Raw genomic sequence first — 26,250 nt, 5'->3', positions numbered from 1 at the left:
GAATCCAATATGATTCAGGCACCATCCGCATCAACGATTTCATGGGGACCCGAGAATGAACTACCTAAAGCATGTGGCAAGCGCTGCCACGATTGCGGCAGCAGGCCTAGCTTTGGCTGCCTGCGGCGGACCATCGTCCACCGCTCCGACTACGGCGTCGAACCCTCCGTCCTCACCATCAGTCGAGGCGATCACACCATCACCCACAACAACGACGCCGACGACTCCTGCTGTCGTGCGGTCCGCGCGGGGCAACATCGTGAAAAAGCTGCGCCAAGCATCGGGCGTAAGCGACGAGGAGAACAACCGTCTCGTCAATTTCACGGTCAATTCCATTACTGTAGACGCCCCATGCACCGGCCCATACCCACAGGCCCTGGAAAACGGCCATCTCGTAGTGCTGGACGTAACGATCGAAACCACGCCAGAGCTTGCCAAGGAGGGGGATGGCTACGACAAGTTCGACATGAACGGCGCTATGTTCAAATTTGTCGGCGCCAATGGAACGACTTTCAATGGCAATCTCGGGACGAACGGGGCCTTCTCGTGCCTCCCCGACGAGCAGATGGTGCCCACCACTGGAGTAGGTCCCGCAGAAAAGGTGAAGGCCAAGATCGCTCTTGATCTCCCACAGACGAAGGGCACTCTTGTCTTCAAGAGCTACCTGACCACCGGCAATGCCGGTTGGGAATGGACCTTCTAGATGATTCGGTAACGGAGCCGGTACACCGGTAAAACCGACGCAGGTGGCAGTCTGCGTTGAATCGCATTCTTTGCCAACCGCCGTGGATGTGGCCACCTGGTTCAGGTGGCCACATCCACTCTTTTCCATGCGAAGGTGTTGCTACGAGCACGCGTGAGCATCGCAGCTTGTCCAACAAGCCCGTACCACTTGCTACGCTGGGAATCCCCAAACAACCCGCAAGCGAGGCATAACGTGCACGACGACGCCGTCCGGTTCCTGTCCCAGCCGGTGGAGGCCCAGCCTGGCTCACCGCTCCGGGTCGCCGTCTACTCACGGATCGCCGAAGCCATCCGCAACAACCTGCTGCAGCCCGGCTCCATGCTCCCCACAGAGACCGAGCTCGGCACGAGCATGTTGGTCAGCCGCACCGTGGTCCGCGAAGCCCTCATGCTCCTCGAGGAGGACGGCCTCATCCGCGCCCGCCGCGGCGTCGGCCGGTTCGTCTCCGACACCCTCCCCCGCATCGGCATCGAACGCATCCGCCCCTTCGAGGACGTCCTCGGCGGCCCCGGGCATCAGGTCGAGATCAAGCGCATCCAGGTCGAGAAGCAGCCGGCCTCCGAATTCGTCGCCCCCGGCGTCGGCGTCGAACCCGGCACCGAGGTCTGGCTGTGGGAGTCCGTCCTGATCCGCGACGGCGAGCCCATGGCGCACCTGCAGGAAAACATCTCCGCCCAGCCGGTCAGTTTCGCCGGCGGCGCCGCCGCGCCCCTGGAAGTAAAGGACGACGGCGGCACCACCTTGCTCACGGCCCTCAATAAAGCGGCTGGCCGGGGACTCGGACCCGGCGAGTGCCAGATCGGCCTGAGCCAGGTGGGACCGAGCCGGGCCAAACTGCTGGACCTGCGGCCCTCGGACCCGGTGCTGGTTCTGACCCAGTACGTCCGGCACGCAAACCGGCCGTTCTACCTGGCGAAGTGCCTGATCGCCGACCGCGCCGGGCACCTCTCAGTGATGCAGTCGCTCCAGTCCTAGTACTGCAACAGGTACTCGTGCACTCCGCCCGGGCCTAATTTCACTTGATACCGTCTCGAGTGAACGGATGGTTGTAACGTGGCCTCATGACCCCCGATGCTCCTCACAAAACCACTGCCTCGCGTGCGACCGACCGCCCCGGTGATAAGTCGCCTTTCGCCCTCGGCCTGCTGCTGCGTCGGGCGCACTGGCACGCGGCCTCGGTGATGGCGGAAGCACTTCGGCCGCACGGCATCGAGTTGCGGCATTTTGCCGTGCTAATTGTGCTCGTCGATCGCGGACCCACGGTGCAGCGAGACTTGGCAGCGTTGACGGGGTCGGACAAGGCGGGAATCATGCGGGTCGTGGACGACCTGGAGCGTAAGGGGCTTGCCGTACGCAAGTCCGTTCCGGGGGACCGGCGGGCACGGGCAGTGGAGATCACGCCTCAGGGACTCGAGCTTTTCGATGCAGCCCATGTGGCGGCCGAGCCGCTGGCTGAGCGTCTGGTCGCCGAACTGGGGACGGGCGAGGCCGAGCAGCTGACGGACCTTCTTACCCGGCTTGCCTACCCTGAAGACGACGAGGCGTAAGCCCCCGCGCACGGATCGCGTGCCGGCAGGGCGCGTTTCCCCTCATGCGGCTTTCGCGGCGAACCCGCCCTTGCAAGCTCCGAGCATGGTCGCTGCCCGCCGCCCCTGCTTCGGAAAGTGCCCCGTCACCGTCCCTGATGGCGCGGGCCACGAAGACGCCGCGTGGCGGCCCCGGGTCGAGGCGTCACACGGCGTCCTCAGCCCGTGGATTTACGCGGTGAGCCGAGCCGCGAGTTCCTTGGCCCTGGTGGTCGCGGCCTCGAACGCGCGCTCCCGGGAGGCCTCGTAGAACGGAACCAATTCAGACATGGCCGGATTGCGGGGTGCCATGGTGAGCTCCGGGACGATGAAGTCGACGTCCAGGCCGAGGGCGCCCTTGAGGACTGACTCGAGGTAGTTCTGTACGAACTCGAAGCCCTCGCGCGGGGTGCCCGGCGCGTATGAGCCGCCGCGGCTGGCGATTACGGTGACCGGGGTGCCCTGGGCGGAGGGGGTCTCCCCAGCGGTGCGTCCCAGCAGGATCACGTTGTCCAGCCACGCCTTGAGGGTGGACGGGATCGAGAAGTTGTACATGGGGGCGCCGATCAGGACGGCGTCCGCCTGCTCCAGCTCCTCGATGAGCTTCACGCGCGCGGCGAACGCGGCCGACTGCTCCGGCGTCCGCTCGGCCGGCGCGGCAAACCCGGCAGTGTGGGCATCGGCGGTGATGTGCGGGACAGGGTTGGCGGCGATGTCGCGGTAGATCACCGCGCCCTCTGGGTACTGCTCCTCCCAGGCCTTGCGGAACACGTCCGCGACCGACCGGGACGAGGACGCCTCGCCTGGGAACACAGACGAGTTGATGTGCAGCAGAGTTGTCATGGATTTTCTCCTAATTAAGGTGCCCGCTCCCGCCGGAGCGGGGAATCGTGGGCTAGGCGATTACTACTCGGCGAAAGCTAGTCCCGAGATAGTATCGAATGATACTATCTCGTATGTGACGAAAACACACACGTTGAGAGGCAGGAGAAAAGACGACGATGGACGTCTATGAGGCGGTTACCAGCCGACGAGCGGTGCGCGGATTCACCGATCGGCATGTCCCGAGGCAAGTGCTGGAAGGCGTGCTGTCCGCAGCGGCTTGGTCGCCGTCCTCATCCAACCTCCAGCCGTGGCACGCATACGTGCTGACCGACGGGCCGCTGGCCGAACTCAAGAAGCGCGCCGGTGAGCGCGTGGCCGCGGGCGACCCTTGGGACGAGCCGGAGTACGAGATGTACCCGCCCGCACTGAAGTCCCCGTACCTCGAGCGCCGGTCCGCCTTCGGAGAACAGCGCTACGGGGCACTCGGTATTCCGCGCGAGGACTTGGAGGCGCGCCAGAGGGCTGCTTCCGCGAACTGGGACTGTTTCGGCGCGCCCGCCGCCCTGTTCTGCTACATCGACCGCGACATGGGCCCTGCCCAATGGGCAGACGTCGGCATGTATCTGCAGACCGTCATGCTGCTTCTCCGCGCCGAAGGGCTGCACAGTTGCCCGCAGATGGCATGGGCGAAGTATCGCAGGACCGTCGCGGAGGTCCTGTCACCTCCGGACGAGCTCGTCCTTTTCTGTGGCATGTCGATTGGGTACCAGGACCCCACCGTGGGCGATGACCGTACGGGCCGGGCGCCTCTGGACGAGACGGCCACGTTCGTCGATGCTTACTAACACCGGCGCCCTCGGCCGATTTACTCGGACAGAACCTGTCTGAGTGGGGCGCAGGCCACCCACATGTGGTTCATGCGTCAGGTATTCCGCACGTAATCCCAACGAAAGGCATGTCATGAAGTTCGCAGTCATCGGCGGTACCGGGCTGATCGGGTCCCAGGTCGTCAAGAACCTTAACGCCGCCGGGCACGAGGCGGTACCGCACTCGCAGTCCACCGGCGTAGACGTCATCAGCGGCAAGGGACTGGACGAAGCGCTGGCGGGAGCCGACGTCGTCGTTAACCTGACGAATTCCCCAACCTTCGACGAAGCCTCCCCCGCCTTCTTCCAAACCTCGATGGACAACCTTCTGGCCGCGGCCCAGAAGGGCGGCGTCGGCCACTTCGTCATCCTCTCCATTGTCGGCGCGGAGCAAGTGCCGGAGCTGGACTACTACCGGGCCAAGGTGCTCCAGGAGGACATCCTCGCGGCCGGGCCGATCCCCTACTCCATCGTCCGGGCCACGCAATTCATAGAGTTCGTGGACGCAGTTCTGTCTTGGACCGCCGACGGCGACACTGTCCGGTTGCCCGCCACGCCGATCCAGCCGATCGCCGCCAAGGACGTTGCCAACGCCGTGGCCGAGGTTGCCGCAGGCGCACCGCTGAATGGCATCCGGAACATTGCCGGCCCCGAGATCTTCTCGCTGGACGAGCTGGGCCGGATCACCCTGTCCCGCAAGGGCGACAGCCGTACCGTCGTTCCCGACCCGAGTGCCGGCATGTTCGCCGTCGTCAAGGGAGACGTCCTCACCGACAGAAACGCCCACCTCGCCCCCACCCACTACGCCGACTGGCTCTCCTGACTCGCCCGCGACGGCGCCGCCGCGCCCTTGGAAATTAAGGACGACGGCGGCACCACCTTGCTCACGGCCCTCGAACCGGCCGCTCTACCTGGCTAAGTGCCTCATCACGGACCGCGCCGGACACCTGTCAGTGGTGCAGTCGCTCCAGTCCTAACTTCACGGCTGGTCGCACACACCAGCCACGGCCTTACACGCGTTCACGCGGCCATGCGCCCAGTAAGAACCAGTGCCCACAACCGCGGCGTCGGCGGTTGATTCGACTGTGGCACGGACTGACTTGTTGTCACTGCCGGCAGGTGTGCTCCAGACAAGCGCGGCAACGCCGGCGACGGCGGGTGAGGCCATCGAGGTGCCGCTGGCGATGTCGTAGCCCATCTCGCGGTTGCTCTGGGTACCGATGGTGAAGGGGTGTTTCGGGAACGTCGAGTAGACATCGACCCCGGGCGCTGCCACATCCACCCACTGGCCGTAGGTGGAGAAGGAGGCTTTGGCATCGTTGTTGTCGGTCGCGGCGACGGCAATGACGTTGGGGTAGGCGGCCGGGTACATCGGGACCTCGGTACCGGCATTGCCGGCCGCGGCTACGACCACCACCCCGTTATTCCATGCATTGTTGACGGCAGCCTCGAGGGCCTGCGACGGAACGGGCTGACCCAGGCTCATGTTGATGACCTTGGCGCCGTTTGCAACCGCCCAGTTGATGCCATTGATAATGGACGATGTAGAGCCGGAACCGCTGTCGCTTATAACTTTGCCGTCCAGAATGGAGCAGTCCGGGCATACGCCGGAGACACCATCCGTGTCCTTGGTGGCGGCAATGATGCCGGCCACGTGGGTGCCGTGGCCGTAATTGTCTTCCCCGGTTGCGGCGGTGCTGAAGTTGGCGCGTAGAACCACCTTCGCTGCAATGTCGTCATTGTCCGTGGCGACACCGGTGTCGAGCACCGCAACCTTGATGCCGTCGCCGGTAGTGACGTCCCATGCTTCGACCGCGTCAACATCGGCGTCGACAGTGCCCCCTGCCACGGCTACCGAGTTGTTGGTGCTGGTAAATGACTGCCCTTCGTTGTTCAGGGCGTACTGGCGGGGGAAGTAGTCCGGGTCGGGTTCGCCGACGGCGGCGGTGACGAGCTGGTCCGGCTCGGCATATTCAACGGCCGGGTTCCGGCTCAGGGATTCGATGAGCTGGGACTCCTTGCCGGCCGGCACCTTGATGAGGTGTGCGCCGGTGCTGCCGATGCCAGCGCCGTCGCTGAGGCCGTTCTGGCGCAGCAGGCCAAGCGCCGCGCCGTTGTCGCGGAACTTGACGATGATCTGCCCAGAGACCTGCTGCGGCTCCGTTGCCGCGCTGCTCGGGACAGTTACGGTGAGCGCGCCAAAACCTACGGCAACTGCGGCGAGGCTGGCTGTAACGAGCTTTTTCATACCGAGCATCTTGCTTCACGGCGCCCCGGCTACCTAGCGTTTGCCGGAAAGTTACCCCGGGTTTTTGTCCAGCTGTCGTGGCTTGAAACGGGCCAAGACGACGATAGCCGGACAAAAACTCGGGGGTTTTGCCTGCGTTTAGGCGCCGCCGCGCCCTGAAAAGCGGACGACGGCGGCACCACCTTACTCTTTGCCCTCACCAAAGCGGCGGGATCGGGCAAAGGGCGGCCCTCAGGCGGCATTACTGCATTGTGAATGAGACCATCTTCTGCTCCTGGCGGCCCAGCTTCTCGATGCTGATCTCCAGGCGGTCACCTTCGCGCAAGTAGGGGAAGTTTTCGCCCAGTGCGGGTCCCGTGCAACGGTAAGGTCTTCAAAGCCTCGGTGGACTTAGCCACGGAGGGAGCAGATTTCCGGATGGACCAGGTAACGGCGCAGCCGCTAGGCCTTCAGACTTGTTCCATCCGCGTAGCGTACGGCCTCGGTCATGGAACCCGGGACTTGATCTGCATGCCGGCTAGGTAGAGCACCGGACACGTTGATGCTCGAAATAGGGCGTTGCCGCGGGCTGTGACGCAGTCCGTCAGAACCGCTGACTGCGTAACGGCACTGACGGGGGAACGCCTGAGGTTCACGATTCCGAGGCCGTTGCTCGACCGATTCATCGCTCTGCTCTTGACCAGCATGGGCGCATTAGCGCCTAATAGCCAGCTGGCCGTCTATTAGGGCTACCGGCGTCCAGTAGTACCCTCGCCCAGACCTTGGCGTCTTTCAGGCACTTCATGGGAATGGTTTCCCTGGTTGCGCCGGAACCACTGAGGTGGATATCGAGCTGTTAATCCCCTTCTTCGGATCTCCGCTAGTGGCTGGGATCGCTCTCGTCGCGCCTGCTGATTAGGACCTGTGCGGAGGTGTGAAGAATTGAAGGGTCCACGAGGTTACTGCCACGCGCGTACTTCCCCATCCTCAGCCGCGAGACTACGGTCTCCACGGTGTCCTCATCGCTGACCGCGCAGGCAGGTCCGGTAACGTCAGCTTCTGAACCACCCAGACTTTTCAGATACAGCATGAATTGTTCGGAGCTGGACTGTCTGGAGTTCATGCACCCTCCCTGAGGGTAGTTGCGCGGCATGTGCCGACACACCCAACACTAGGCCTGGCAGACCGCATTGCACCTGCAGTTCTTGAAGAAAAGCGTTGCTGTAGCTCTATTCATCCCGGAGGGCGCCATTGGGGCGCATAGTTGGACGATGACAACTTTTGATACCCGGAGTTTTTACACGCGTGGTGACTCCTTCAGCGCTGGGGATTCACGGGCACACGTCGAGCGGGCGCTCCTAAACTTTGGGGCCACCGATGTTCGTTTCAGTCAACGCGGGCACATCAACGCCATCGCGTTCAGGGCCTGCGGACGGCAGTTCCGCATTGTCATCTCTTTACCGCAGCCTGACGGAAGCCCCGCTGTCCGGAGTGACGTCGCGGAGGTCCATAGCCGGGAAGTTACAGCAAAAGCCCAGGAGCTCAATGCCCGCAGGTTCTGGCATGCCTTCGCCCTGTCGACAGACGCCAAACTCGCAGCGGTGGCAGCAGGGGTTGCTACGTTCGAATCGGAATTTCTCGCCCATGTGGTTCTCCCCGGGAACCGTACCGTGATCGAAGAACTCGAACCAGTCATCGCCTCTGCCTACCGGTCCGGGCAGCGTCCCTCAATCAGCAATGCTGCTGCGCCGGGGGCCGATTAGAAGTACGGCACATGGGTATCGTTGCGGTCAGCCGTTCCAGGGCATCCTCCTGGCAGGTGAAATACGCTTGGGGGAAGCTGCTGTTCCGGCGCATCCATGCAGCCTGTACCCGGTCCATGCTTGTCGCACCCACGGTCGCGACCGCAGAAGCGGTCCCGTGTTTCAGCATGTATTCCCTGACTTCTAGTGCCAGATGGATGCCGTTGATCTCCACAAGCAGCGGGAGACTACGTCCTCCGCTTAGCGAGTGGGCGGCCTCGATGGCTTCCACCACGTCCGCAAGCTGAAGCGTTGTATTCCTAGCCAACGAGATGCAGGATCCTGTCAGTAGCCAGACGCATCGTCGCTTTGCCACTTTCAAGACAGGTTTCGTTTTCCATATCCCCCATGCGGAGGATGACAGGGCAGCATGAGGGCAGTACGTCGTATCTGGTGGCTCGCGCGCCGGACCAATTGAGCCCGACCAATAGACCGTCCCGTTCCAACCCAAGGGGCCCCTGGCTCAACACCCCTTGGCGGACCTTGAGCCGGCGGACAGATTGTCGGTAAGACAGTGCCGCTAGCCCGTCAGTTTTTTGCTGAGTCACGCCGGCTCAAGACCTTTCCAGTATTACCGTTATTTGCAGTCGCTACCGACAGCCCTACATGCGTTCACCCGGCCGTATTTCCAGTAGGTGCCGGTCCCGAAAACCTTGGCGTCAGCGGTGGATTGAACTTTTTCACGGACTAAGTTGTTGGCGGTACCGGCAGGAGTGCTCCAGACAAGCGCGGCGACGCCGGCGACAACAGGTGAGGCCATGGACGTGCCGCTGGCTATGTCATAACCCATGGACCGTCCGCTCTGCGTACCCAAAGCAAAGGGGTGGATCGGGAACGTCGAGTAAACGTCGACACCCGGAGCCGCGACATCCACCCGCTTGCCGTAGGTCGAGAAGGATGCTTTCTTGTCATTGTTGTCGGTTGCAGCCACGGAGATGACGTTGGGATAGGCACCGGGGTAGATCTTGGCCTGGGTACCGGCATTGCCGGCTGCAGCCACCAGCACCACGCCCTCGTTCCAGGCATTGTTAACCGCTGTTTCGAGCACGCGCGAAGAGACGCGCTGCCCGAGGCTCATGTTGATGACCTTGGCGCCGTTTTTGACTGCCCAGTTGATGCCGTTGGCGATGGCTGAGCTGGAGCCGGACCCGCTGTCGTTAAGCACCTTGGCATCCAGGATGGAGCAGTCCGGACACACCCCTGCAACACCCGTGGAGTTATGGACGGCGGCAACGATGCCGGCAACGTGCGTGCCGTGGCCGTACTTGTCATAGTCCTCGGGATTGACGATTTTCGAATCACTGAAGTTCTCGCGTGCCACCACCTTCTCCGAGATGTCCTCGTGGTCGATTGCGACACCGGTATCGACGATGGCAACCGTGATGCCCTTACCGGTCGTGAGGCTCCACGCTTCGACAGCGTCCACATCGGCGTCGTCTGTGCCCTTGGCTATGGTTTGCGTGTCGTCGGTGTTGGTAAATGACTGACCCAGGTTTTGCAGTGCGTATTGGCGGCCGAAGTACGGGTCGTCGACGGCGGCGGTCACGAGCTGGTCCGGTTCGGCGTATTCTACGGCCGCGTTCCGGCTCAGGGATTCGATGAGCTGGGATTCCTTGCCGGCAGGCACCTTGATGAGATGCGCACCGGTGCTGCCGATGCCAGCGCCGTTGCTGAGACCGTTCTGGCGAAGCAGGCCAAGCGCCGCGCCGTTGTCGCGGAACTTGACGATGATCTGACCGGAGACCTGCTGCGGCTCCGTTGCCGCGCTGCTCGGGACAGTTACGGTGAGTGCGCCAAAACCTACGGCAACTGCGGCGAGGCTGGCTGTAACGACTTTTTTCATACCGAGCATCTTGCTTCAATCCGGCCCGGCGACCTAGTGCCTGCCGGAACATTACCCCGAGTTTTTGTCCAGCTATGGCGGCGTGAATCGTGCCAGGAGGACGACTGCTGGACAAAAACTCGGGACTTTGCCGGCATTTAGGCGCCGCCGCGCCCTGAAAGACGGACGACGGCGGTACCACCTTACTCTTTGCCCTCTCCATGAGCGTCCGGCGGGGAGCCCGCCGGACGCTCCGATTAGGCATTACTCAGGCGTCTGCCTCGGCCAGCAGGTCCCGCCCCTTCGTTTCCGGCAGGACCAGCGCCGAGACAACGGAAACGATGGCAAGCAGCGCCATGTAGGCTCCCACGGCCCAGAGGTTGCCGAAAGCTCCGACGAGCGCCGCGCAGACCAGCGGCGCCACACCGCCGGAGGTCAGAGCGCCGAGCTCCTTCGACGAGGTGACGGCGGCCAGGCGTGCCCGGGATCCGAAGAGCTCCGCCATGTAGGCCGACTGGACGGCATACATTCCCATGACGCCCACGCTGTAGGCCAGAACGAACGCCAGCAGTACCCAAATGGTCTCGCCGGTCTGGACCATCCACACGGCAGGGAATGCCACCACCAGCTGGAAGGTGCTCAGGGCGAGGTACATGCGGCGGCGGCCGAACCGGTCGGACAGCAGGCCGCCCAGGGGGACGGTGACGAAACCGACGACGGCCGAAACTATGATGGCCAGCGAACCGAGCCCGGGGTTGTCCTTGGCGACGGTGACCAGTTGCCCCACGAAGAAGGCCAGGAAGATGGTGGAGATGCCGTTTTCGCCCCACCGCAGGCCTAGGCTGGCAAGCATTTTGCCGCGGCTGGTTTTCAGGAGCTGGCGGTAGATGCTGACGATGCTCTGCTGTTCGGCGCTTTCCTTGTGCGCGTCGAACGTGGGGCTTTCAGCCACAGACCGCCGCATCCAGAGTCCGACGCCGGCGATGATGATGCTGAGCAGGAAGGGGATGCGCCAGCCCCAGGCCAGAAGCTGGTCCTTGGGCAGGGCGGAGACTGCCAGCCAGACTGCAGAGGCCAGGAGGGTGCCGCCGTTGGTTCCGATGCCCACCAGGGAGCCGACAAATCCGCGCCGGGTGGGTTCGGCGGACTCGACCAGCAGGGTGGAACTTGAAGCCAGCTCGGCGCCCGCGCCGAGTCCCTGAATGATGCGCAGCAGCACGAGCAGTGCCGGCGCCCAGACCCCGATCTGGCCGTAGGTGGGCAGGGCTCCGATAAGCGTGGAGGCCACGCCCATGAGCACCACCGTCCCAACCAAGATGGCCTTCCGGCCGATCCGGTCCCCCACCGCGCCCAGGATAATTCCGCCGACGGGTCGAGCGACGTAACCGACGGCGAACGTGGCCAGGCTTGCGATGAGGCCGACGGCGGGGGTTGCTTCGGCGAAGAACACCTGTTTGAAGACTGTGGCTGCGGCAAGTCCGTAAATGGCGAAATCATAGAATTCCAGCGCGGTGCCCAAGGTCCCTGAGAACGCTGTCTTGAAGCGGACCCGCCGGGAGAGGGCGTGCTCAAGCCGGCCTTCCGGGGTGAGGTGAACGGTCATGACGTCCTTGTCGTATAGCTGCTTATGGGTGCGAAGTGGTGCCTGGCTCTCGCCTGCACTCAAGCAGTTTTCGGCACCAGACTGAGTTTGTCAATTTGTCTTTACATATACAGATACCCGGAAGTCATCCCGCCTCCATTTAGGCGGGCAAGCGGGCTCGCCGCGGCATGAGCCGTTCCTGCACGTCTGCCCCGATTTCCAAAAGCCGTGCACGGAAAGTCAAAGTATCCAGGAGTTCTGCAACTTAGTGTTGTGATCCAACGCACCTTTAGGGACTGGGGTTATGGACAATACAGCTGACCTTCTTCTGATCAACGGCGTCATCGACACCCTGCACGATGAACATCGTCACGTCACGTCACTCGCGGTCAAGGCCGGCAAGGTCCTCGCCGTCGGTTCGTCTGCCGAGGCTGCAGCCGGTCCGGGCACTGACATCATCGATCTCGCGGGCGCCTATGTAATGCCCGGACTGCTGGACGTCCACAATCACCACATGCTGGCAGGGCAAATGGACCTGTTCGAGCTCAACGAGGCGCCCAACAAATCGCTCGATGATCTCCTCACCGCCATCGAGGAGTACGCAAAGAAGCTCGGCCCGGACGAGTGGGTTATCGGCGGAAGCTGGGGTTCCGGGCTCCTCGCCGAACTCAACTCCACGGAAACGCTGGCCCGCTTTGATGCCGCGACCGGCGGACGGCCCGCCATCCTGAAAGACGACAGCAAGCACAACAGGTGGGTAAATTCCCGAGGCCTGGCACTGGCCGGAATCGACGAGCGGACGCCGGATCCCGAGGGCGGCCAGATTATGCGGGACGCTTCGGGGCGTGCCACTGGTGTCCTCATCGAGGCCGGGGGCGTTCTGGTGGAACAGACGGTGGCGCGGCTGCAGCCCCAGTCCACGCAGGACTTGGCCCGGGCCGCGGCGCGCGGTATTGAAATTCTGCATTCCTACGGCGTCACGGGGTTCCAGGATGCCGCCTCATCCCTCCAACTGCTGCAGGCGCTGAAAGAGCTCGACGACTCCGGTGAACTCTCTGCATGGGTGGTGACCTCAATGCAGGCCAATGACTTTATTTTCGGCACTGCTCCACTGGGAGAGGGCATCATCGCCCACCGGGAGGACACACGGTCCGAGCACCACCGGCCGGACTTCATCAAGATCTTCCTTGACGGGGTTCCGCCGGCGGGGACCGCAGCATTCATTGAACCGTACTTGTCCGGAGTCGGCTTCCCGGAGTGCCACTGCGGAGGCACCACCATGCCCGCAGCGGAACTTGAGCGCTGGCTTATGGGCACGGCGGAGCGCGGTATTTCCGCGAAGATCCACTGCACGGGAGACGCGTCGGTCCGGCTGGTGCTGGACACCGTGGCCAAGGTCCGTTCGGCGGGACACACAAAAACGAAGTACCACATCGCCCACGGCCAATTCGTCCAGGAACAGGACATCCCCCGGTTCGCGGAACTCGATGTCACCGCCGACATCTCCCCCTCGTTGTGGTTCCCGGGCGTCATCTCCGAGGCCATTGCTACGGTACTCCCAGCGGAAAGGGCGTCGAAAATGCAGCCCAACCGCTCCCTTCTGGACGCCGGCGCCCGTATGGCGGGCGGCTCCGACTGGCCGGTCAGCGTGTCGCCCAACGCCTGGGAAGGGATTTACGGACTGGTAACGCGGCAGGACCCGACAGGACAATTCCCGGGCACGCTCTGGCCCGAACAGGCCATATCCCTCCCGGAAGCCATCAGGGTCTACACCACCAACTCCGCCGAGGCGATGGGCCTGGATGATGTCACCGGCTCCTTGGCCCCGGGAAAATCAGCAGATTTCATCATCCTGAGTGACAATCCGTACGAGATCGACATCGAAAAAGTCGCGCACATCAAAACCCGGCAGACCTGGTTCGCGGGCCGCAAGGTCTTCGATGCCGAGTCGACGGAACCCGCAGCAACCCCGGCCGAAGGACGCGCAGCGCAGCGCGCCTGACGGTTCAGCATCACCCCTGCTCGTTTACAGCCCATGCAGGGACCACCACCTCATTTCCCGCCGACGGCGCCCTGTGACGCTTCGTCCTGCCCGAAAGACATTGACATGACCACTACCGCACAAGCCACTCCGGCTACCGTCTCCTCGGACAAGGGGACGTACGCCTATATCGCCGTATTCAGTGCAGTCCTGTACACCGTCCTGCTGATTGCCCCTGTCATCGCCGGCAAGCTGATCGAGCAATTCGGTCTGACCCCGGTCCAGGTGGGGACGCTCTTCTCACTGGAGCTCGGAGCCTTCAGCCTGGCCACGGTACCGGCGTACCTGTGGCTCCGCCGTATGAATCTGAGGACGGCGAGCTACATCTTCACCGCCGTCGTCATTGCAGGCAACGTGGTTTCGGGTTTTGTGGACGACTTCGGCCTGTTGATGCTCTCCAGGGTGGTGACCAGCCTCGCGGCCGGCTCCATCACGGTGATCATCCTGACCCTCAGTGGCAAGACCGCGAACCCCAGCCGGGCGTTCGGAATATTCGTCGTTTTCCAGCTGGCCATGGGAGCACTCATTCTGGCGGTTTTCCCGTCACTGTTCGCGGCGGCAGGCGTTGCGGCGATCTACTGGACTCTGGCCGGACTCGCAGTGCTGTGCCTCCTCGTGGTCAACCGGATCGACGGGGAAGCGCTGCGAAGCGCCACGGTTCCCGTCCCAGGGCAGTCACCGAACCGGGTCCCGGTCTTCAAGGCGGCCGCAGGAATGGCTGCGGTGCTGCTCTTCTACATCGCGCTCAGCGGCGTCTGGTCGTTCATAGCCCAGATTTCGGCGGGCTCCGGTATCGACCTTTCCGCCAGCAGCCTTATCCTCTCCCTCGCAACCGTCGGCGGCATCCTGTCCGCCCTTGTTGCCACAGCCCTTGGTGAGACGCCGCGCCGGAGGCTTTACCTGGCGGCGGGTTACGCTGGCATGGCCCTGAGCATTGTGTTGCTGTTCGGTTCACCTGCCCTCATTCAATTCGCCGTGGCCGCCGTGATCTTCAAGTTTGCCTGGACCTTCATCCTGCCGTATCTGCTGTCCACCTTGTCGTCTCTTTCAAGCGGCGGACACCTGATGAACACCACGAACCTGATGATCGGCACCGGCTTCTCCATTGGCCCGATTGTCAGCGGAGCGTTGATCCAGTCCGGCGGGGGCTCATTCACAGGCATGCTCGTCTTCGCCCTGGCCGGTGTGCTGGCCTCGTGCGCCCTCGTCCTCATGGCCCAGCGCCGCTAGCCCCCTCTGGGGCGGGCGCGCGCCTCAGGCGAGCGAACCCGTCCCGGCGAGTTCCGCCGTCGTCCGTTCAAAGTAGTCCAGCAGCGTCTCCACCAGATGCGGCGCGAAGTCGTCCTCAAGCGACAGCACCACCTTGCAGCGCGCCCCTGGCTGTTCCGGGTAGTCCATGTACAGCCCGCGCAGGTCGCAAACGGTCTGCCCGCGGCTGGGACCCGAAGTGGTGTCGACGTCCACATGCACCACCGGAGCCACCGCAGCACGCACGGCGCCCACAGCGAGCGCCGCAGCAAGAGGATCGTGCATCGCCGAGCAGGCACGGCCGAAGATGCCCTCGTAGAACCGGAAGTAGTAGCCCAGCATCTCCCCCAGCGCACGCGGCACGGGACCGGACGAGGCCAGCAACTCCTGCCGGTGGTTCTCCTCCAGCACGTTGGTCATGGTCACGTCCAGCGGCACCAGGGTCACGTCCCAGCCAGCCGACAGCACCAGGGCGGCGGCCTCGGGGTCGTTGGCGATGTTCGCCTCTGCCACGGGTGTGAGGTTCCCAGGGGCCAGGGCAGCGCCGCCCATGATCGTGATCTCCGCAACAAGTTGCGGCAAGGAGGGCTCCAGCCGCAGGGCCTCGGCGATGTTGGTGAGCGGGCCGATGGCCAGGACCCGCAGCGTGCCGGGGTGCTCGTGCGCGAGCCGCACCAGCATCTCCGCCGCGGTCTCGGGCGCCAAGGAAACAGAGGACGAAGCAAGCGACACCTCACCGATGCCGTTGGAGCCGTGCACCCACGGCGCTCCCCCGCCGAAGGACCCGGCGAGGGGGTCGTGCGCGCCGAGGGCGACGGGGATGTGCGCGTGCCCTGCGAGCTCCAGCAGGTCCAGGGTGTTGCGGGCGCCGACGGCGGCACTGACGTTGCCGCTGACGGTGCCGATCCCCCGCACGTCCGCCTGCGGGGAGGCGAGCAGGTAGGCCAGGGCGAGCGCGTCGTCGATGCCGGTGTCGCAGTCAAGGTAGAACGGGAAGCTGGTCATGGGTGGTTCTTCTTTCGGTTGGTGCTGAAGGTCTAGTGGGTCTCGCCCTTGGGGGCGGCCACGAAGAGGCTGACGATGAATGCGGCGGCGGTGATGGCCACCGAGATCCAGAGGGCGGTGGCGTAGCCGGCGGGCGTCGCCTGCGCGGCGAACGGCGCCACAATGACGACGCCGAGGCTCGCCCCGATGCCGAAGGAGGCACCGTTGATGCCGGGCAGGGAAGCTGGAGCCTCCTTGGGCGAGAGCAGGACGGAGAGCCCGTTGATGGCGGTGAGGAAGAGGCCGTTGTAGAAGATGCCGAGGCATGCGACGGCGATCATCACGGCCACCTGGTTGCCGGAGAACGTGGCAGCAGCGATGGCACAGGCCAGGCTCAGTGCAGTACCTGTGCGGAGGGTCTTGATCCAGCCGCGGCGCCCGGCCAGCCAGCCGGCGAGCGGGGCGGCGAAGACGCCGATGAGCGCCGCCGGGGTGAGGAACAGCAGGGCGGAGAGGGAGGCACTGAGCCCGAACCCGGCGTCGTGATCCTGACTGAGCAGCACCACGGTGAAGTTCATGACGGCGAAGATGCCGGCGAGGGTCAGGACGGTGGTGGCGATGACGGGCCACACCTGGCGGGAGCGCAGGTGGTGGACGGCGATGAGCGGGTGGCTGCGCCGTTTCTCGATCATCCAGAACGCGGCGAAGGACGCCACGGTGCCGGCCAGCAGGGCCACCGTGCTCGGGGCGGTCCAGCCGGCGGCCGACCCGCCGGAGACGAAGTAGGTGATGAACACCAGGAACACCGAGAGCGAGCCTGCGCCCCACCAGTCCATCGCGCCGCGGACGTGCTCCGGCCGCCCCTTCGGGACGGTCCTGAGAATGCAGCCGGCGGCGACGGCGGTGAGCACCAGCACGACGGCGAAGATGGAGCGGAAGCCGAGGGTCTCGGACATCAGGCCGCCGACGTAGCCGTCCACTCCCCCGATGCCGCCGTTGATGGCGGCGATGATGCCCACGGAGGTGCCGAAGACGCGCGGCTGCAGGTTTTCGCTGAGCACGATGTAGGAGAGGGCGAAGACGGCGCTGGACACGCCCTGCAGGAAGCGGCCGGTGACGAGCAGCGGCAGGGTGGGAGCGGCGATGCAGAGGACCGTGCCGGCGCCCATGATGGCCAGCACCAGCAGGAGCGCGGCGCGGCGGCCGATGAAGTCGCTCCACCTGCCGATCACGGGGCCGGCGATGGCGCCGGCGAGGAAGAACATGGACTGCACAGGCGCCGCACTGTCGGCGCTCAGGCCGAAGCTCGCGGCGATCTGCGGCAGCGCCGGGGTGACCATGCTGGCGTTGAGCTGAAAGGACAGCACCCCGAGCAGCAGGGTGGAAATGAGCAGGGCGGCGCTGCGGCCGCTGACTTTGGTTCGGTCCACGTCTTCATTTTCGACGGCGGGAGGCGGCGAGGCGGTGCCGGCGGCTGGTGTGTTCACATCAAACTCCTTTGTTCTGCAGGCTGGTTCTGCCGTGGGATGCGAGTTGTTATACAACCATGTATGACGAACAAGTACAACCATGCCGTACACTATTTCCTAATTCAGCCGCCCCAGGCCCGACCTGATAGGACTTCCCCATGAGAACTCGACTTCCTGCCGTCACCGTCGTCGGCAGCATCAACCTCGACATCATCGCCACCACGGACCGGTTGCCCACCGCCGGCGAGACCATCGGCGGCGGCGTCCTACAGCAGCAGCCCGGCGGCAAGGGAGCCAACCAAGCCGTGGCCGCCGCGCGGTTGGGCGGGAGTTCCCGGATGATCGGCGCCGTGGGCAACGACGCCCAGGGCCGCCTGATGCTGGAGGCACTGTCCGACGCCGGCGTGGACACTTCTGACGTTGCAGTGCTCGACGGCGACGCGACCGGCACCGCGCTGATCGTGGTCGATAGTGACGGCGAAAACCAGATCGTAGTGTGCCCGGGCGCGAACTCCAAGTTCTCCTTGGAGGGCATCGAGTTTGGGCCGGACGAGACGGTGCTGTGCCAGCTCGAGGTGGGTCTGCCTGTGGTGCTGGACGCCGCGCGCCGCTCCACCGGGTTTTTCGTCCTGAACGCGGCCCCGGCGATGGACCTGCCGGCGGAGCTTCTGGAGCGCTGCGACCTGGTGATCGTCAACGAGACCGAGTACGAGCTGATCCCTGCGCTGGCTGATGCGAAGCTTGTCGCGGTGACGTACGGGAAGGACGGGTCGGCGATGTTCGAGCGCGGGCAGCGCGTGGCCGAGGCTCCGGCTGCTGCCGTGACCGTGGCGAACACGATCGGTGCGGGCGATGCGTTCTGTGCGGCCCTGGTTCTGGCGCTGAGGGCTGGGCTGGACTACTCCGCGGCGCTGGCTGTGGCTAACGCCGTGGGGGCGGATGCGGTGGGTGACCCCTCTTCCCAGCCGGCGCTGGCCCCGCTGGCACAATATATTGGCCGGAATACCAACCACACATCCCTCGGGCAATAGGCTTGCTCCGGGCCCTGCATTGCCGCGGCTACGGGCCGCCAACACCCCTCCATGCGTCGTGGCAGGATGGTGGCGTGACTACCAACATTCGGGGCAGGGCACCGAACCAAGAATGGGTACTGATGTATCGTCGTGGCCTCGGCCGGCGCCAAATAGCGGAGTTAGTTAAAGCAGCACCGGCTACAGTTGGCTACCACCTCGGCATCGCCCGAAAGGCTGATCCTGGCCTGCAGGCAGAGCATCAGGAGGCAGCGGGTAGAAAGCCCTCAAAAGTCACAGTACAGGGCCTGGAGCGTATGCAGCAGCTGCTCGCTTTCGTGCAGGAGACGGGGCGTTACCCATCAAGGCACAGCGGGACCAAATCAGAGCGCACCCTGGCGGCGTGGCTGCAGCGCAGGCGCCAAGAGGCCCGGACAGGAGCCCTGCCACCAACAATTCGGGACGGTCTGGCTGCGCTGCCCGCTTGGCAGACACCGCCTCGTGCCGAGGCGGACGAGAGTCGCTGGCTGGAGCGACTCCAGGCCTTGGCCAGATACCGGGCAACCGGCCACGAGTGGCCGAGGCACAAGGCGTCTGATTCCGGCGAAGAGCATGAGCTAGGAGTCTGGCTGCACAGTCAGCGGTACAAGCTCCGGAACGGTGAGCTCAACTCGGAGAAGACCGACATGTTGGACTCAAACCTGCCGGGGTGGCGGGTAGGGAGAAAGCGTGGCAGACGGCCGCTGATAGATGGCTGAATAAGAAGGGACTTATAGCGCCCCTCTATACCCGATCCAGGTGTTCCGCGAGGAACACCTGGATGAAATTTGAGCCTCGCGTGACCCCACGCAGACTGCGGTTCGTGGGGTATCCCACCGTCACCGCCACGTAGAAGGCCCCGAGTTCCTTGAGAAATCAAGGAACTCGGGGCCTTCCATGTCGAGGCGTGTCGAGGTGGAAGGGTCCGCCTCGACGTCGAACCCTCCCGACCCTCACCCGGGCGGGCTTCGCCCGCCGGTCGAAGCACAGGACCGAGCCGCAAACCGGTCCCCTCTGGTCACCGGACGCTCAAGCAAGGAATCTTGCCCAGCGCGTTTGTCACCACCTTCGGAACCAAGAAGTCGTTGGAGCGGCGCAGGTCTGGTGTCAGCTCATGCTGGAGACGTTGTCGGATCCGGATGCGCCCTGGCGTCGCTCGGCATCCTGATCCCGGAGAGAGCGATTGGGACACTTCCATTTCCGGGACGACGTCCCCATTCTTCGCGTCTACAGGCGGCCGGCGCACTTCGAAGACTAGAAGGGCAGGCCTAGATGACAGAAGGTTGCCGTTACTGGCTTCCAACAAGGTGTTTATGGCTCTGAGTGATTCACCGGGGAAGATCTTCGTGGTCGACGGTTACGGTGCAACCGAAGAAACCTGCTTCCGCCCTGATCAATTGGTGAAGGTTCTGGAGAAAGAAACTCAGCTCAATCCGGTAGACCTGTCGACAAAAATGCTCCGGGCCGGGCTTACCGGCATGAGGATAGACTGGCTGAGTGCCTGATCATGACCAAGAAGGCCCGTTCGATCGGGCACAGCCGCTGGATCCATCACGCCTTCAGCAGCCGAAGGACAAACCAGCCAAGTCTGACCCCGTTGAAGAGCACAAGCTTGCGGCGGGTACCGCAGAACAAGATATGAGCCAGAGCCCGACCCGCTGGCAGCGGATCAAGGAGCATCCGGCTTTCAAGACAGGTCTCGCCGTTGGCGCTCTTGCGGCTGCTGGCGCGGTCACGTTGTTGACACTGAGGTCGCCCGAAGCATTCAAGCAGGTCAGCACCGCGCTCTTGGAGAAAGTCCCTGAGTTTACGGAGGCGGCTTTCGAAGGCATCGGCGACGAAGCCATCAGAAAGTCTCCGACCGAGCATAGTGTCAGTGGCCACCCGCGCTTGCAGCACTACGGTCCGGGCCGCACAGAAACAAAGATCGTCCAGGTCTCGCCGTACTCCCGTGGAGGCAGTGCCTAACAGGCGTATGGGATACTGGCCGTGACGAGAATAGCGGATGTGCTTGTCGTCAGCGGTTGATCTCGTACCAAAAGACCGCTTCGGTGGAACGCATCGGGACGGTAGGACATTTGGGCTTCTTTGATTTCCTTGCGAAAAAGGAAAAAAGCTGGGACGAGATCGATGCCTATAAGGGTGAAACGCCCCCGTGTCCCAACTGCGGTACTCCTCTGGTGAAGAGGTTTGTTTACTCCGAGATGTACTGCCTTGATTGCCGCTACGGTCTAGATGACGATGACGACGACGATGATGACGGCACCGAGGCTCTGAACGTCTACGATGCAGCTCAGATCTGGGCTTCACACGGCAAGGATGAGGATTACATGTTCGGGTATTCCTGGGAGGAACTCGAAGCTGCGCTCTAACCTGGTAGGTGGCTGCTCGCGCCTGCCGGCACGAACAGGGCCACGTCCAAGGGCTAGCTTGAGGACGCTGCCAACCCCTGGCACGCCGGAGCGCCAAAAGCATGAAACGGCAAGTGCCCCGCCAGGTCGAAACCTGACGGGCACTTGCGCGAGGGTCCAGGGTGACTGCCAAAACAGCGCGCCAGCTACCAGACCCGCTGGCACCTGCCGATCAGCCCTCAAAAACCACGATCTCACGGAGCACCCATCGGATGAACGACCGCAGTGCTCCGTTCGCTGTGAATGGGCGACTTCCTGCGCACAGCCGGCCTCGAACGCCTCGATGAGTGATCGGCCAGCCTCCGAGTTGTCGCGTACATACACATCGCCGCCTACCGTGATGGAACTGTCGCTGACCGTGACGGTCTCGGTGCCGGTGCGTTCGTTGCGAGCGTCGTCGCCGGCAACCGTCCAGACCACTCGGCCCTTGTCGCTGCTCAGCTCGCCTGTACTGGTGACATCCGGTTCTTCGTAAACGCCGTCACAGCCATACTCGTGATGAGCGACCGTGTCGCCGTCCACAACGAGCTGACCAAGATCTGACGTGCCGTTGATCTCCGTGACGTTATACGTGCCGTCGAGGTCCGAGCCCTCAGAGCGGCCTGAAAGGCTGACGGCCAGTCCAACCCCTGCGACAGCGAGGACGATGCCCTTCATGACCTTGGTGGTAGTTGTGGCTTGCATGATGCTCTCCTTCAGTTCGTGTGTGTGCGATCGCCTCCTTCGTGCGTAGTGTGCGGCGGCGCGCGCGCAGCCTGAACATCTGGTCCAGCGCCTGGCGGGGCACCGTCGCAGTCCACAGACTGGACGTGCCCCTCGAGTCACCCACCCGGCCCCGCCCAGCTGGACTGAAGCGCCCGAGCACGACCGTCACTGGTCGGCTCCAATGTTCAGGGCTGACAGGGCAACACTCGTAAGCGGCACGTACTCAGGTGGTGTTCATGCCTTCTCGCAGTCATAGGGATCTAAACGTGAGCGCTGGCGGCCAAGATCCCTTGGCCCGACCGACCGAAGAGGAGTGCTGGGCCCGCTTCTGGGCAAACATTGCAGCTATCTGGATGAGCCTCCCCTTGGAAGTGCAGCAAGACTATGCCCGCCGGTTTCCGCCGCCTAAGTAGGTCGCAGGCCGAAGGTTCGATGTTCCGCCGGCCCTGTCTCTTGGCTCCGACGTAACTGTCCGAGGCCCGGGGTAGGGTTCACACTATGACGAGCAACGGCGACGGTCCGGACTTTCGCGGAATCGAGGAGGCGATCCCTCAGAAAGAGGAGGACATGAACAGCTGGTGTCCGTCCAGTGGCCGGAACGTCGGCTCGATGATCGAGTTCCCCGGCACGGATGAGTGGCACATCGTGTGCCCTACGTGCGGGACCCGATGGGCCGGAGGGAGCACGGTGCTCAACGACCACAACATACCGGGTTCCTGATAAGTCCCACTTCAAAGGCGGGGAGATCCCGATCGCGTGAGATGGGGAAGTGTTGGGCACAGCATCTCGCCGGCCGCGTTCAGCGACGTTCGAAGGACACGAACATACCGGCTGGTTACCCGCGAGGCCCGTCACCGACGAGGACAAGCGCAAGGTCGAACGAATCACGTACTGGCAGCACTATGGTCGAAGAATGACGACTCAAAGCACGCGGATCATCCTTGATACGAACTTGTGGTCCACGCTGGATGACGGGTCACTGCCCCGGCTGGAGACCCTCCTCGAAGAACTGGACCTGCAGGTGCAGGTCTTGCCCAGCACACTACTTGAGATCGTCGACATCCCGCTCGAGGAGGTCCGCAGGAAACTGGTGGCCGGCCTTGCCAGGGGTTCCAGGAGAACGCGCGTTCGTACCGAGGCGGATCTGTTCGCTGAGGAAGTCGTGGAACTCATCAGACGTACTCGTCCTGAGTGGCTTCGCCCGATTCCTGACCGTGCCGAGGTGGAACGTCTCCGTACCTTCTGGTTGAAGAAGATCTGGAGGCAGGCTCTGGAGGACTCGACGGCCCTGCATCAGCATCAACAGGGCCAGTCCCCGATGAGAGATCATATCGTCGACGGACAGAAGCAGAACCGCAGAGGGATGTTGGAAGAGAAGTTCAAGGTGGGTGTCCTTACCGAGCTCCACGGAAAGGATGATCCCGAGTCGGACAAGCCCTCCCTTCTCGGGAACCTGCCAGGATGGGACGGCTCACCCAGGGCCCTGTGGCGACTCAATCTCGCGCACGTCACTTGGTACGAGCTGGGAGTGATCGGTCCTCGAGCCCGGATCACGGGCGAGGACCGCACCATGACCGACTGGATCGAGCCTTGGGTGGACCTCGGGAAGTTGCGGTCCAGCCCGGAGAGCTTCGTACACATGTGGCTGGATGAGGCCCGCGTTGCTGACCTCCCTCGGAATTGGCTGAACTGGGCAGTCGATGTCGTGCAGTTGACAGCCAAAGTCGGCTCGGGCAACCCGGGGGACGCTCAGCAGGCCTCGTACCTGGTCGACTGTGACCTGTTCCTGACCGCAGACAGGCGCTTCGTCGAGGTGTTGGAACGGGTTCGCGAAGACGCTCCATTTTCCTTTGCGGGCACGGTCCTGGTGGATGGCAACCGCGATAAGCCCACGGCAGAGCGGATTGAGCAAGCCCTGTCTCACATCGCCTAGACGAGGGACCGTCATTGACTCTCGACGCACTGTTAAATTGATGGGGCGCAGCTCACTGGGAAGAAGAACACCGCCGCTGGTCCCGTGCGAGTCTCTGGCTGCCGGGTCAAGAGGACTAGCTACTCCTAATCCTCGGATTCAGCCCCATCTTCGAGATCACCGGCCGCGATGCGCTCAGCGGTGCGCTGGTAGGACCGCGCGATGTAGTCTTCAACGTCCTGGCGGCCAATGCGCCACATGCCCCTTCCACCGACCTGAAAAGCACGCAACTCCCCCGTCCTGATGAGACCTTGAACGAGGCTTTGCTTCACGTTCAACTCGTCTGCGACCTGGGCCAAGGTCAGGAAACGGGGCTGCTTTGCTTCATCAGGCATCGGGCCATCATATGTGTTGCCTCGCTGCGGGGCATTCCCCGCCAGAGGGAGATCGGAAAGGATATGGATAAGGATGCCATTTCCTACTGTCTGCACCAGAAAACACAAACTGATAGCCTTAATTCATGGCCCAGAAAACAGTAGTAATTCTTTCCGATGACCTTGACGGCTCGGATGCCAATGAAACCATCACCTTCGGCCTTGACGGGTCGGAATACGAAATTGACCTGAATGAGGCTCACGCCAGCTAGCTGCGTTCAGCCTTGGAACGCTTTGCCAATGCCGGACGCAATGTATCCGGCGGCCGTGGACGTCCGGCGGGACGCAAATCCGGCGGTTGCGGGGTGGACACCAAAGCAGTTCGGATGTGGGCTTTGAATAACGGGCTCAAGGTGAACACCCGCGGTCGTATCCAGCAGGAGATTCTCGAAAAGTACCAGGCATCACACTAAGCAATAGTCAGTACCAGCAATATGGGGGCCATCGGCTGGTACTGACTATTTCCACCGCAAACTGCCCGGCCGGAGAGAGCCAAGCCAGGAAAAACGGCAGGAATTACATGGTGTTCCTGTAGTTGAATTTATTCGTGCTCACGAAATCGGATTTCACGCTAGTAGTCCACGTTGTCTATGTGCTTGACGGTACTCGTGGTACTGCAGGAAGCTGTCGAAGCTCTTTTCCGCATTCGCCACGGCAAACAGGGACCGGAACTCGTCGTCGTAGCGGACGGCCATCGGGCCGCCTTGTACGGGATGACTTAGTCCGGGACTCTCGGTTAAGCCCAGCGCGTCACGCGAGGGCCCGACTTTTCCATACGTTGATAAGACCAGTTATCAGGGACCCGACGCCAAATGGCACTCCACCGTCTTGCTCGGAGCCAGATAGTGGGAAGGCCAGTCCCCGCAAGCGGCCCGAGGGCCCACCCGGTGCGCTGGTCTGCAGATCAAGCCATTAGCACCCGAGAGGGGACAGGCACGGATGATCAGAAACGTGAACGCGTCAGTGCGTGGCAGTGACCACACTTAGAATTGAACCCATGGAGCGCAAAGGTCAAGAGGCGCAGGCTTCTTCCGAGGCCGCTGCCAAAGCCATCGCGTTGCGGCCGAACCCCCCGGAGGCCATTCGCTCAGGGGCCACTGTCGCGGCCGCCATCGCGATCCGTCGAGACCAAGAGCGTCTGGCCACACTCGAGGGCGACCCAGACCGGCGTTGATGCGAGCTGCGATTGGACCAGAAGTCATCCACAGGCAGTTTTTGCCGCGCGGCTGCAGAAGGTACCGGTCCCCGCGGAGCCAATCGAACGTCGCCTGACGGCGGTCGGTCTCGCCCAGAATCTCGGTGCGTAGGTCGAGCACGTAGTACTGCTTGATGCAGCGCGGGGTCGATTATCCCGTGATTTTGCAAGGTTTAGCCTCAAATCCATGCAAATCCTTGGAGGCAGAAGTCAGGTGTCGCCGGCGACGGCAAGTTCATCGTCGATCGTCTCCGGAACTGAGGCAGGCCAGCCCAAATCCTCGTTGTCGGGCGCAGTGTCGGCCCCGAGAAGCCGCGTGATGCGCAACGCGAGCGCTTTATGCCGGTCGCTGAAGAATGGTCGAACTCCTCCGGAGACTTAGGCAGCCATGGGATCACATTGCGCTCAAGGTACGCCGTGATGGTCAGGAGTGGGATATGAAAATGCAGCCCAAGTGGGCTGGAACTGCAGCCGACTTCGAGATGATCGTGAGGTTGACGTAGAATCGGACCATCATGATCAGCCCGTTGCCGTCAGGCGCGGGCTGATTTTCCTTGCCGCTGCAGGCTCCCCGTTCTCGGCAGGGCTGCTCTCAGTTCTTCGACTGGTACGGGACGAGGTGGTGCGGCCCGATGAATTCGACGTGCACCTGATATGGGAGAAGGAACGGGTTGTGAGCACCACACACGAAGAAGTGAAAGCCGACCACGGGGCGAAAACGAAGCGTCGGCTCGTCCGTGTTGAGCCGCAAAGCCACCGCGAGGACGGGTCGCCCATCGCAGGTGAAGGTCAGGCGTATGTGACCCGGTCGGGCAAGCTGTTCCACACTCAATGGTGTGGGATCATGGATGGCCACTGGCGGGCCGTCAATGGAGGCATCTACGTGACCATGATTGCGGATGTGGGCCTGCGGGGATGTTGCCCGCAATGCGACCAGGACCCTGAAGCGAAGAAGCGCTCCAAATTGGAGCGGGCGGAGAAGCGGGCAGAGAGGCTGCGACTCAAAGAAGAAGCGAAAGCCGAGCACCGGGCAAAGGAACGGCCGCTCGTTCGCGTTGAGCCGCAAAGCCACCGTGAGGACGGGTCACCTGTGGCAGGTGACGGACAGGTGTACGTGACGCGAACCGGGAAATTGTTCCACACTCAGTGGTGCTCGATCATGGATGGTCAGTGGCGGGCCGGCCAAAGAGGCATCTACGTGACCATGATGGCTGATGTGGGCCCGAGGGGACGCTGCACGCAATGCGACAGGGACCCTGAAGCGATGAAGCGCTCCAAATTCGACCAGGTGTCGGTGACGGTCGAAAACTGAGCCATTGTGACGGCTTGGCGTCCAGTGGTCGTTGCAACACCTGATTGATTTAGGAG

General features: G+C 63.0%; 24 protein-coding genes and 1 pseudogene. 16 read left to right on the top strand and 9 right to left on the bottom strand.

Features of this window, described 5'->3' with window-relative positions; translation table 11 throughout:
- The first annotated feature begins 55 nt into the window (after positions 1-55).
- The 3 genes from ACHMXB_RS01350 (at position 56) to ACHMXB_RS01340 (ending at position 2,292) form a co-directional block, all read left to right on the top strand.
- Complete coding sequence (locus ACHMXB_RS01350; RefSeq protein WP_395402111.1) at positions 56-703, top strand: hypothetical protein; 648 nt, start codon at positions 56-58, stop codon at positions 701-703.
- A gap of 234 nt (positions 704-937) precedes the next feature.
- A complete protein-coding gene (locus tag ACHMXB_RS01345; protein WP_395402109.1) occupies positions 938-1,720 on the top strand; it encodes a GntR family transcriptional regulator in 783 nt (260 codons plus the stop codon).
- A gap of 86 nt (positions 1,721-1,806) precedes the next feature.
- On the top strand, positions 1,807-2,292 hold the full coding sequence (locus tag ACHMXB_RS01340; RefSeq protein ID WP_395402107.1) for a MarR family winged helix-turn-helix transcriptional regulator: 486 nt from the start codon (positions 1,807-1,809) through the stop codon (positions 2,290-2,292).
- Positions 2,293-2,502: 210 nt separating this feature from the next.
- Here the strand turns inward: ACHMXB_RS01340 and ACHMXB_RS01335 are convergent, their stop codons facing one another.
- A complete protein-coding gene (locus ACHMXB_RS01335; protein ID WP_395402105.1) occupies positions 2,503-3,153 on the bottom strand; it encodes an FMN-dependent NADH-azoreductase in 651 nt (216 codons plus the stop codon).
- A gap of 158 nt (positions 3,154-3,311) precedes the next feature.
- Here ACHMXB_RS01335 and ACHMXB_RS01330 point away from each other — a divergent pair, with 158 nt between their 5' ends.
- Together ACHMXB_RS01330 and ACHMXB_RS01325 are read left to right on the top strand one after the other, a co-directional pair.
- A complete protein-coding gene (locus ACHMXB_RS01330) occupies positions 3,312-3,980 on the top strand; it encodes a nitroreductase (RefSeq protein WP_395402103.1) in 669 nt (222 codons plus the stop codon).
- A gap of 115 nt (positions 3,981-4,095) precedes the next feature.
- The gene (locus ACHMXB_RS01325) at positions 4,096-4,824 is read left to right on the top strand and encodes an SDR family oxidoreductase (protein ID WP_395402101.1); all 729 of its coding nucleotides are present in this window, start codon (positions 4,096-4,098) and stop codon (positions 4,822-4,824) included.
- A gap of 156 nt (positions 4,825-4,980) precedes the next feature.
- Here ACHMXB_RS01325 and ACHMXB_RS01320 read toward each other — a convergent pair whose 3' ends face one another.
- Positions 4,981-6,249 carry a S8 family serine peptidase gene (locus ACHMXB_RS01320; protein ID WP_395402099.1) on the bottom strand — a complete coding sequence of 423 codons (1,269 nt, stop codon included), beginning with the start codon at positions 6,247-6,249 and terminating at the stop codon, positions 4,981-4,983.
- Positions 6,250-7,499: 1,250 nt separating this feature from the next.
- On the opposite strand from ACHMXB_RS01320, the gene ACHMXB_RS01315 reads away from it, so the two are divergent.
- On the top strand, positions 7,500-7,991 hold the full coding sequence (locus ACHMXB_RS01315; protein ID WP_395402097.1) for a hypothetical protein: 492 nt from the start codon (positions 7,500-7,502) through the stop codon (positions 7,989-7,991).
- Positions 7,992-8,607: 616 nt separating this feature from the next.
- Here ACHMXB_RS01315 and ACHMXB_RS01310 read toward each other — a convergent pair.
- Positions 8,608-9,873, bottom strand: a complete 1,266-nt coding sequence (locus ACHMXB_RS01310) for a S8 family serine peptidase (protein ID WP_395402095.1) — start codon at positions 9,871-9,873, stop codon at positions 8,608-8,610.
- A gap of 247 nt (positions 9,874-10,120) precedes the next feature.
- Positions 10,121-11,455 carry an MFS transporter gene (locus tag ACHMXB_RS01305; protein ID WP_395402093.1) on the bottom strand — a complete coding sequence of 445 codons (1,335 nt, stop codon included), beginning with the start codon at positions 11,453-11,455 and terminating at the stop codon, positions 10,121-10,123.
- 283 nt (positions 11,456-11,738) lie between these two features.
- Between ACHMXB_RS01305 and ACHMXB_RS01300 the strand changes: the two genes are divergently transcribed.
- On the top strand, positions 11,739-13,436 hold the full coding sequence (locus ACHMXB_RS01300) for an amidohydrolase (protein ID WP_395402091.1): 1,698 nt from the start codon (positions 11,739-11,741) through the stop codon (positions 13,434-13,436).
- 105 nt (positions 13,437-13,541) lie between these two features.
- Positions 13,542-14,705, top strand: a complete 1,164-nt coding sequence (locus ACHMXB_RS01295) for an MFS transporter (protein ID WP_395402089.1) — start codon at positions 13,542-13,544, stop codon at positions 14,703-14,705.
- Between the two features lie 24 nt (positions 14,706-14,729).
- Here the strand turns inward: ACHMXB_RS01295 and ACHMXB_RS01290 are convergent, their stop codons facing one another.
- Positions 14,730-15,728 (bottom strand): nucleoside hydrolase, encoded by a 999-nt coding sequence (locus ACHMXB_RS01290; protein WP_395402087.1) that lies wholly within the window; start codon positions 15,726-15,728, stop codon positions 14,730-14,732.
- A gap of 32 nt (positions 15,729-15,760) precedes the next feature.
- On the bottom strand, positions 15,761-17,194 hold the full coding sequence (locus ACHMXB_RS01285) for an MFS transporter (RefSeq protein WP_395402085.1): 1,434 nt from the start codon (positions 17,192-17,194) through the stop codon (positions 15,761-15,763).
- A gap of 140 nt (positions 17,195-17,334) precedes the next feature.
- Here ACHMXB_RS01285 and ACHMXB_RS01280 point away from each other — a divergent pair, with 140 nt between their 5' ends.
- From ACHMXB_RS01280 to ACHMXB_RS01260, 5 genes are all read left to right on the top strand, one after another.
- On the top strand, positions 17,335-18,207 hold the full coding sequence (locus ACHMXB_RS01280; protein WP_395402083.1) for a ribokinase: 873 nt from the start codon (positions 17,335-17,337) through the stop codon (positions 18,205-18,207).
- Between the two features lie 122 nt (positions 18,208-18,329).
- A complete protein-coding gene (locus ACHMXB_RS01275) occupies positions 18,330-18,944 on the top strand; it encodes a helicase associated domain-containing protein (RefSeq protein ID WP_395405057.1) in 615 nt (204 codons plus the stop codon).
- A gap of 594 nt (positions 18,945-19,538) precedes the next feature.
- The gene (locus tag ACHMXB_RS01270; RefSeq protein ID WP_395402081.1) at positions 19,539-19,730 is read left to right on the top strand and encodes a hypothetical protein; all 192 of its coding nucleotides are present in this window, start codon (positions 19,539-19,541) and stop codon (positions 19,728-19,730) included.
- The gene (locus tag ACHMXB_RS01265) at positions 19,723-20,193 is read left to right on the top strand and encodes a hypothetical protein (protein ID WP_395402079.1); all 471 of its coding nucleotides are present in this window, start codon (positions 19,723-19,725) and stop codon (positions 20,191-20,193) included. The genes ACHMXB_RS01270 and ACHMXB_RS01265 overlap by 8 nt, the downstream gene beginning before the upstream one ends.
- 83 nt (positions 20,194-20,276) lie before the next feature.
- Complete coding sequence (locus ACHMXB_RS01260) at positions 20,277-20,597, top strand: hypothetical protein (RefSeq protein ID WP_395402077.1); 321 nt, start codon at positions 20,277-20,279, stop codon at positions 20,595-20,597.
- On the opposite strand, the gene ACHMXB_RS01255 is transcribed toward ACHMXB_RS01260, so the two are convergent.
- On the bottom strand, positions 20,532-21,320 hold the full coding sequence (locus ACHMXB_RS01255; RefSeq protein WP_395402075.1) for a hypothetical protein: 789 nt from the start codon (positions 21,318-21,320) through the stop codon (positions 20,532-20,534). The genes ACHMXB_RS01260 and ACHMXB_RS01255 overlap by 66 nt on opposite strands.
- Before the next feature lie 934 nt (positions 21,321-22,254).
- On the opposite strand from ACHMXB_RS01255, the gene ACHMXB_RS01250 reads away from it, so the two are divergent.
- A complete protein-coding gene (locus ACHMXB_RS01250) occupies positions 22,255-23,274 on the top strand; it encodes a hypothetical protein (RefSeq protein WP_395402073.1) in 1,020 nt (339 codons plus the stop codon).
- Positions 23,275-23,399: 125 nt separating this feature from the next.
- Here the strand turns inward: ACHMXB_RS01250 and ACHMXB_RS01245 are convergent, their stop codons facing one another.
- Entirely contained in the window at positions 23,400-23,648 is a 249-nt protein-coding gene (locus ACHMXB_RS01245) for a helix-turn-helix domain-containing protein (protein WP_395402071.1), read from the bottom strand.
- A gap of 125 nt (positions 23,649-23,773) precedes the next feature.
- Here ACHMXB_RS01245 and ACHMXB_RS01240 point away from each other — a divergent pair.
- Positions 23,774-24,100, top strand: a pseudogene (locus ACHMXB_RS01240) (Lsr2 family protein).
- A 153-nt stretch (positions 24,101-24,253) separates the two neighbouring features.
- On the opposite strand, the gene ACHMXB_RS01235 reads toward ACHMXB_RS01240, so the two are convergent.
- Positions 24,254-24,382, bottom strand: a complete 129-nt coding sequence (locus ACHMXB_RS01235; protein WP_395402069.1) for a hypothetical protein — start codon at positions 24,380-24,382, stop codon at positions 24,254-24,256.
- 1,173 nt (positions 24,383-25,555) lie between these two features.
- On the opposite strand from ACHMXB_RS01235, the gene ACHMXB_RS01230 reads away from it, so the two are divergent.
- Entirely contained in the window at positions 25,556-26,194 is a 639-nt protein-coding gene (locus ACHMXB_RS01230; protein ID WP_395402067.1) for a hypothetical protein, read from the top strand.
- Positions 26,195-26,250: the final 56 nt, after the last annotated feature.

Source organism: Arthrobacter sp. UC242_113 (genome assembly GCF_044054585.1).
Lineage (GTDB): Bacteria > Actinomycetota > Actinomycetes > Actinomycetales > Micrococcaceae > Arthrobacter.
This window is presented reverse-complemented; position numbering and strand designations above follow the sequence as displayed.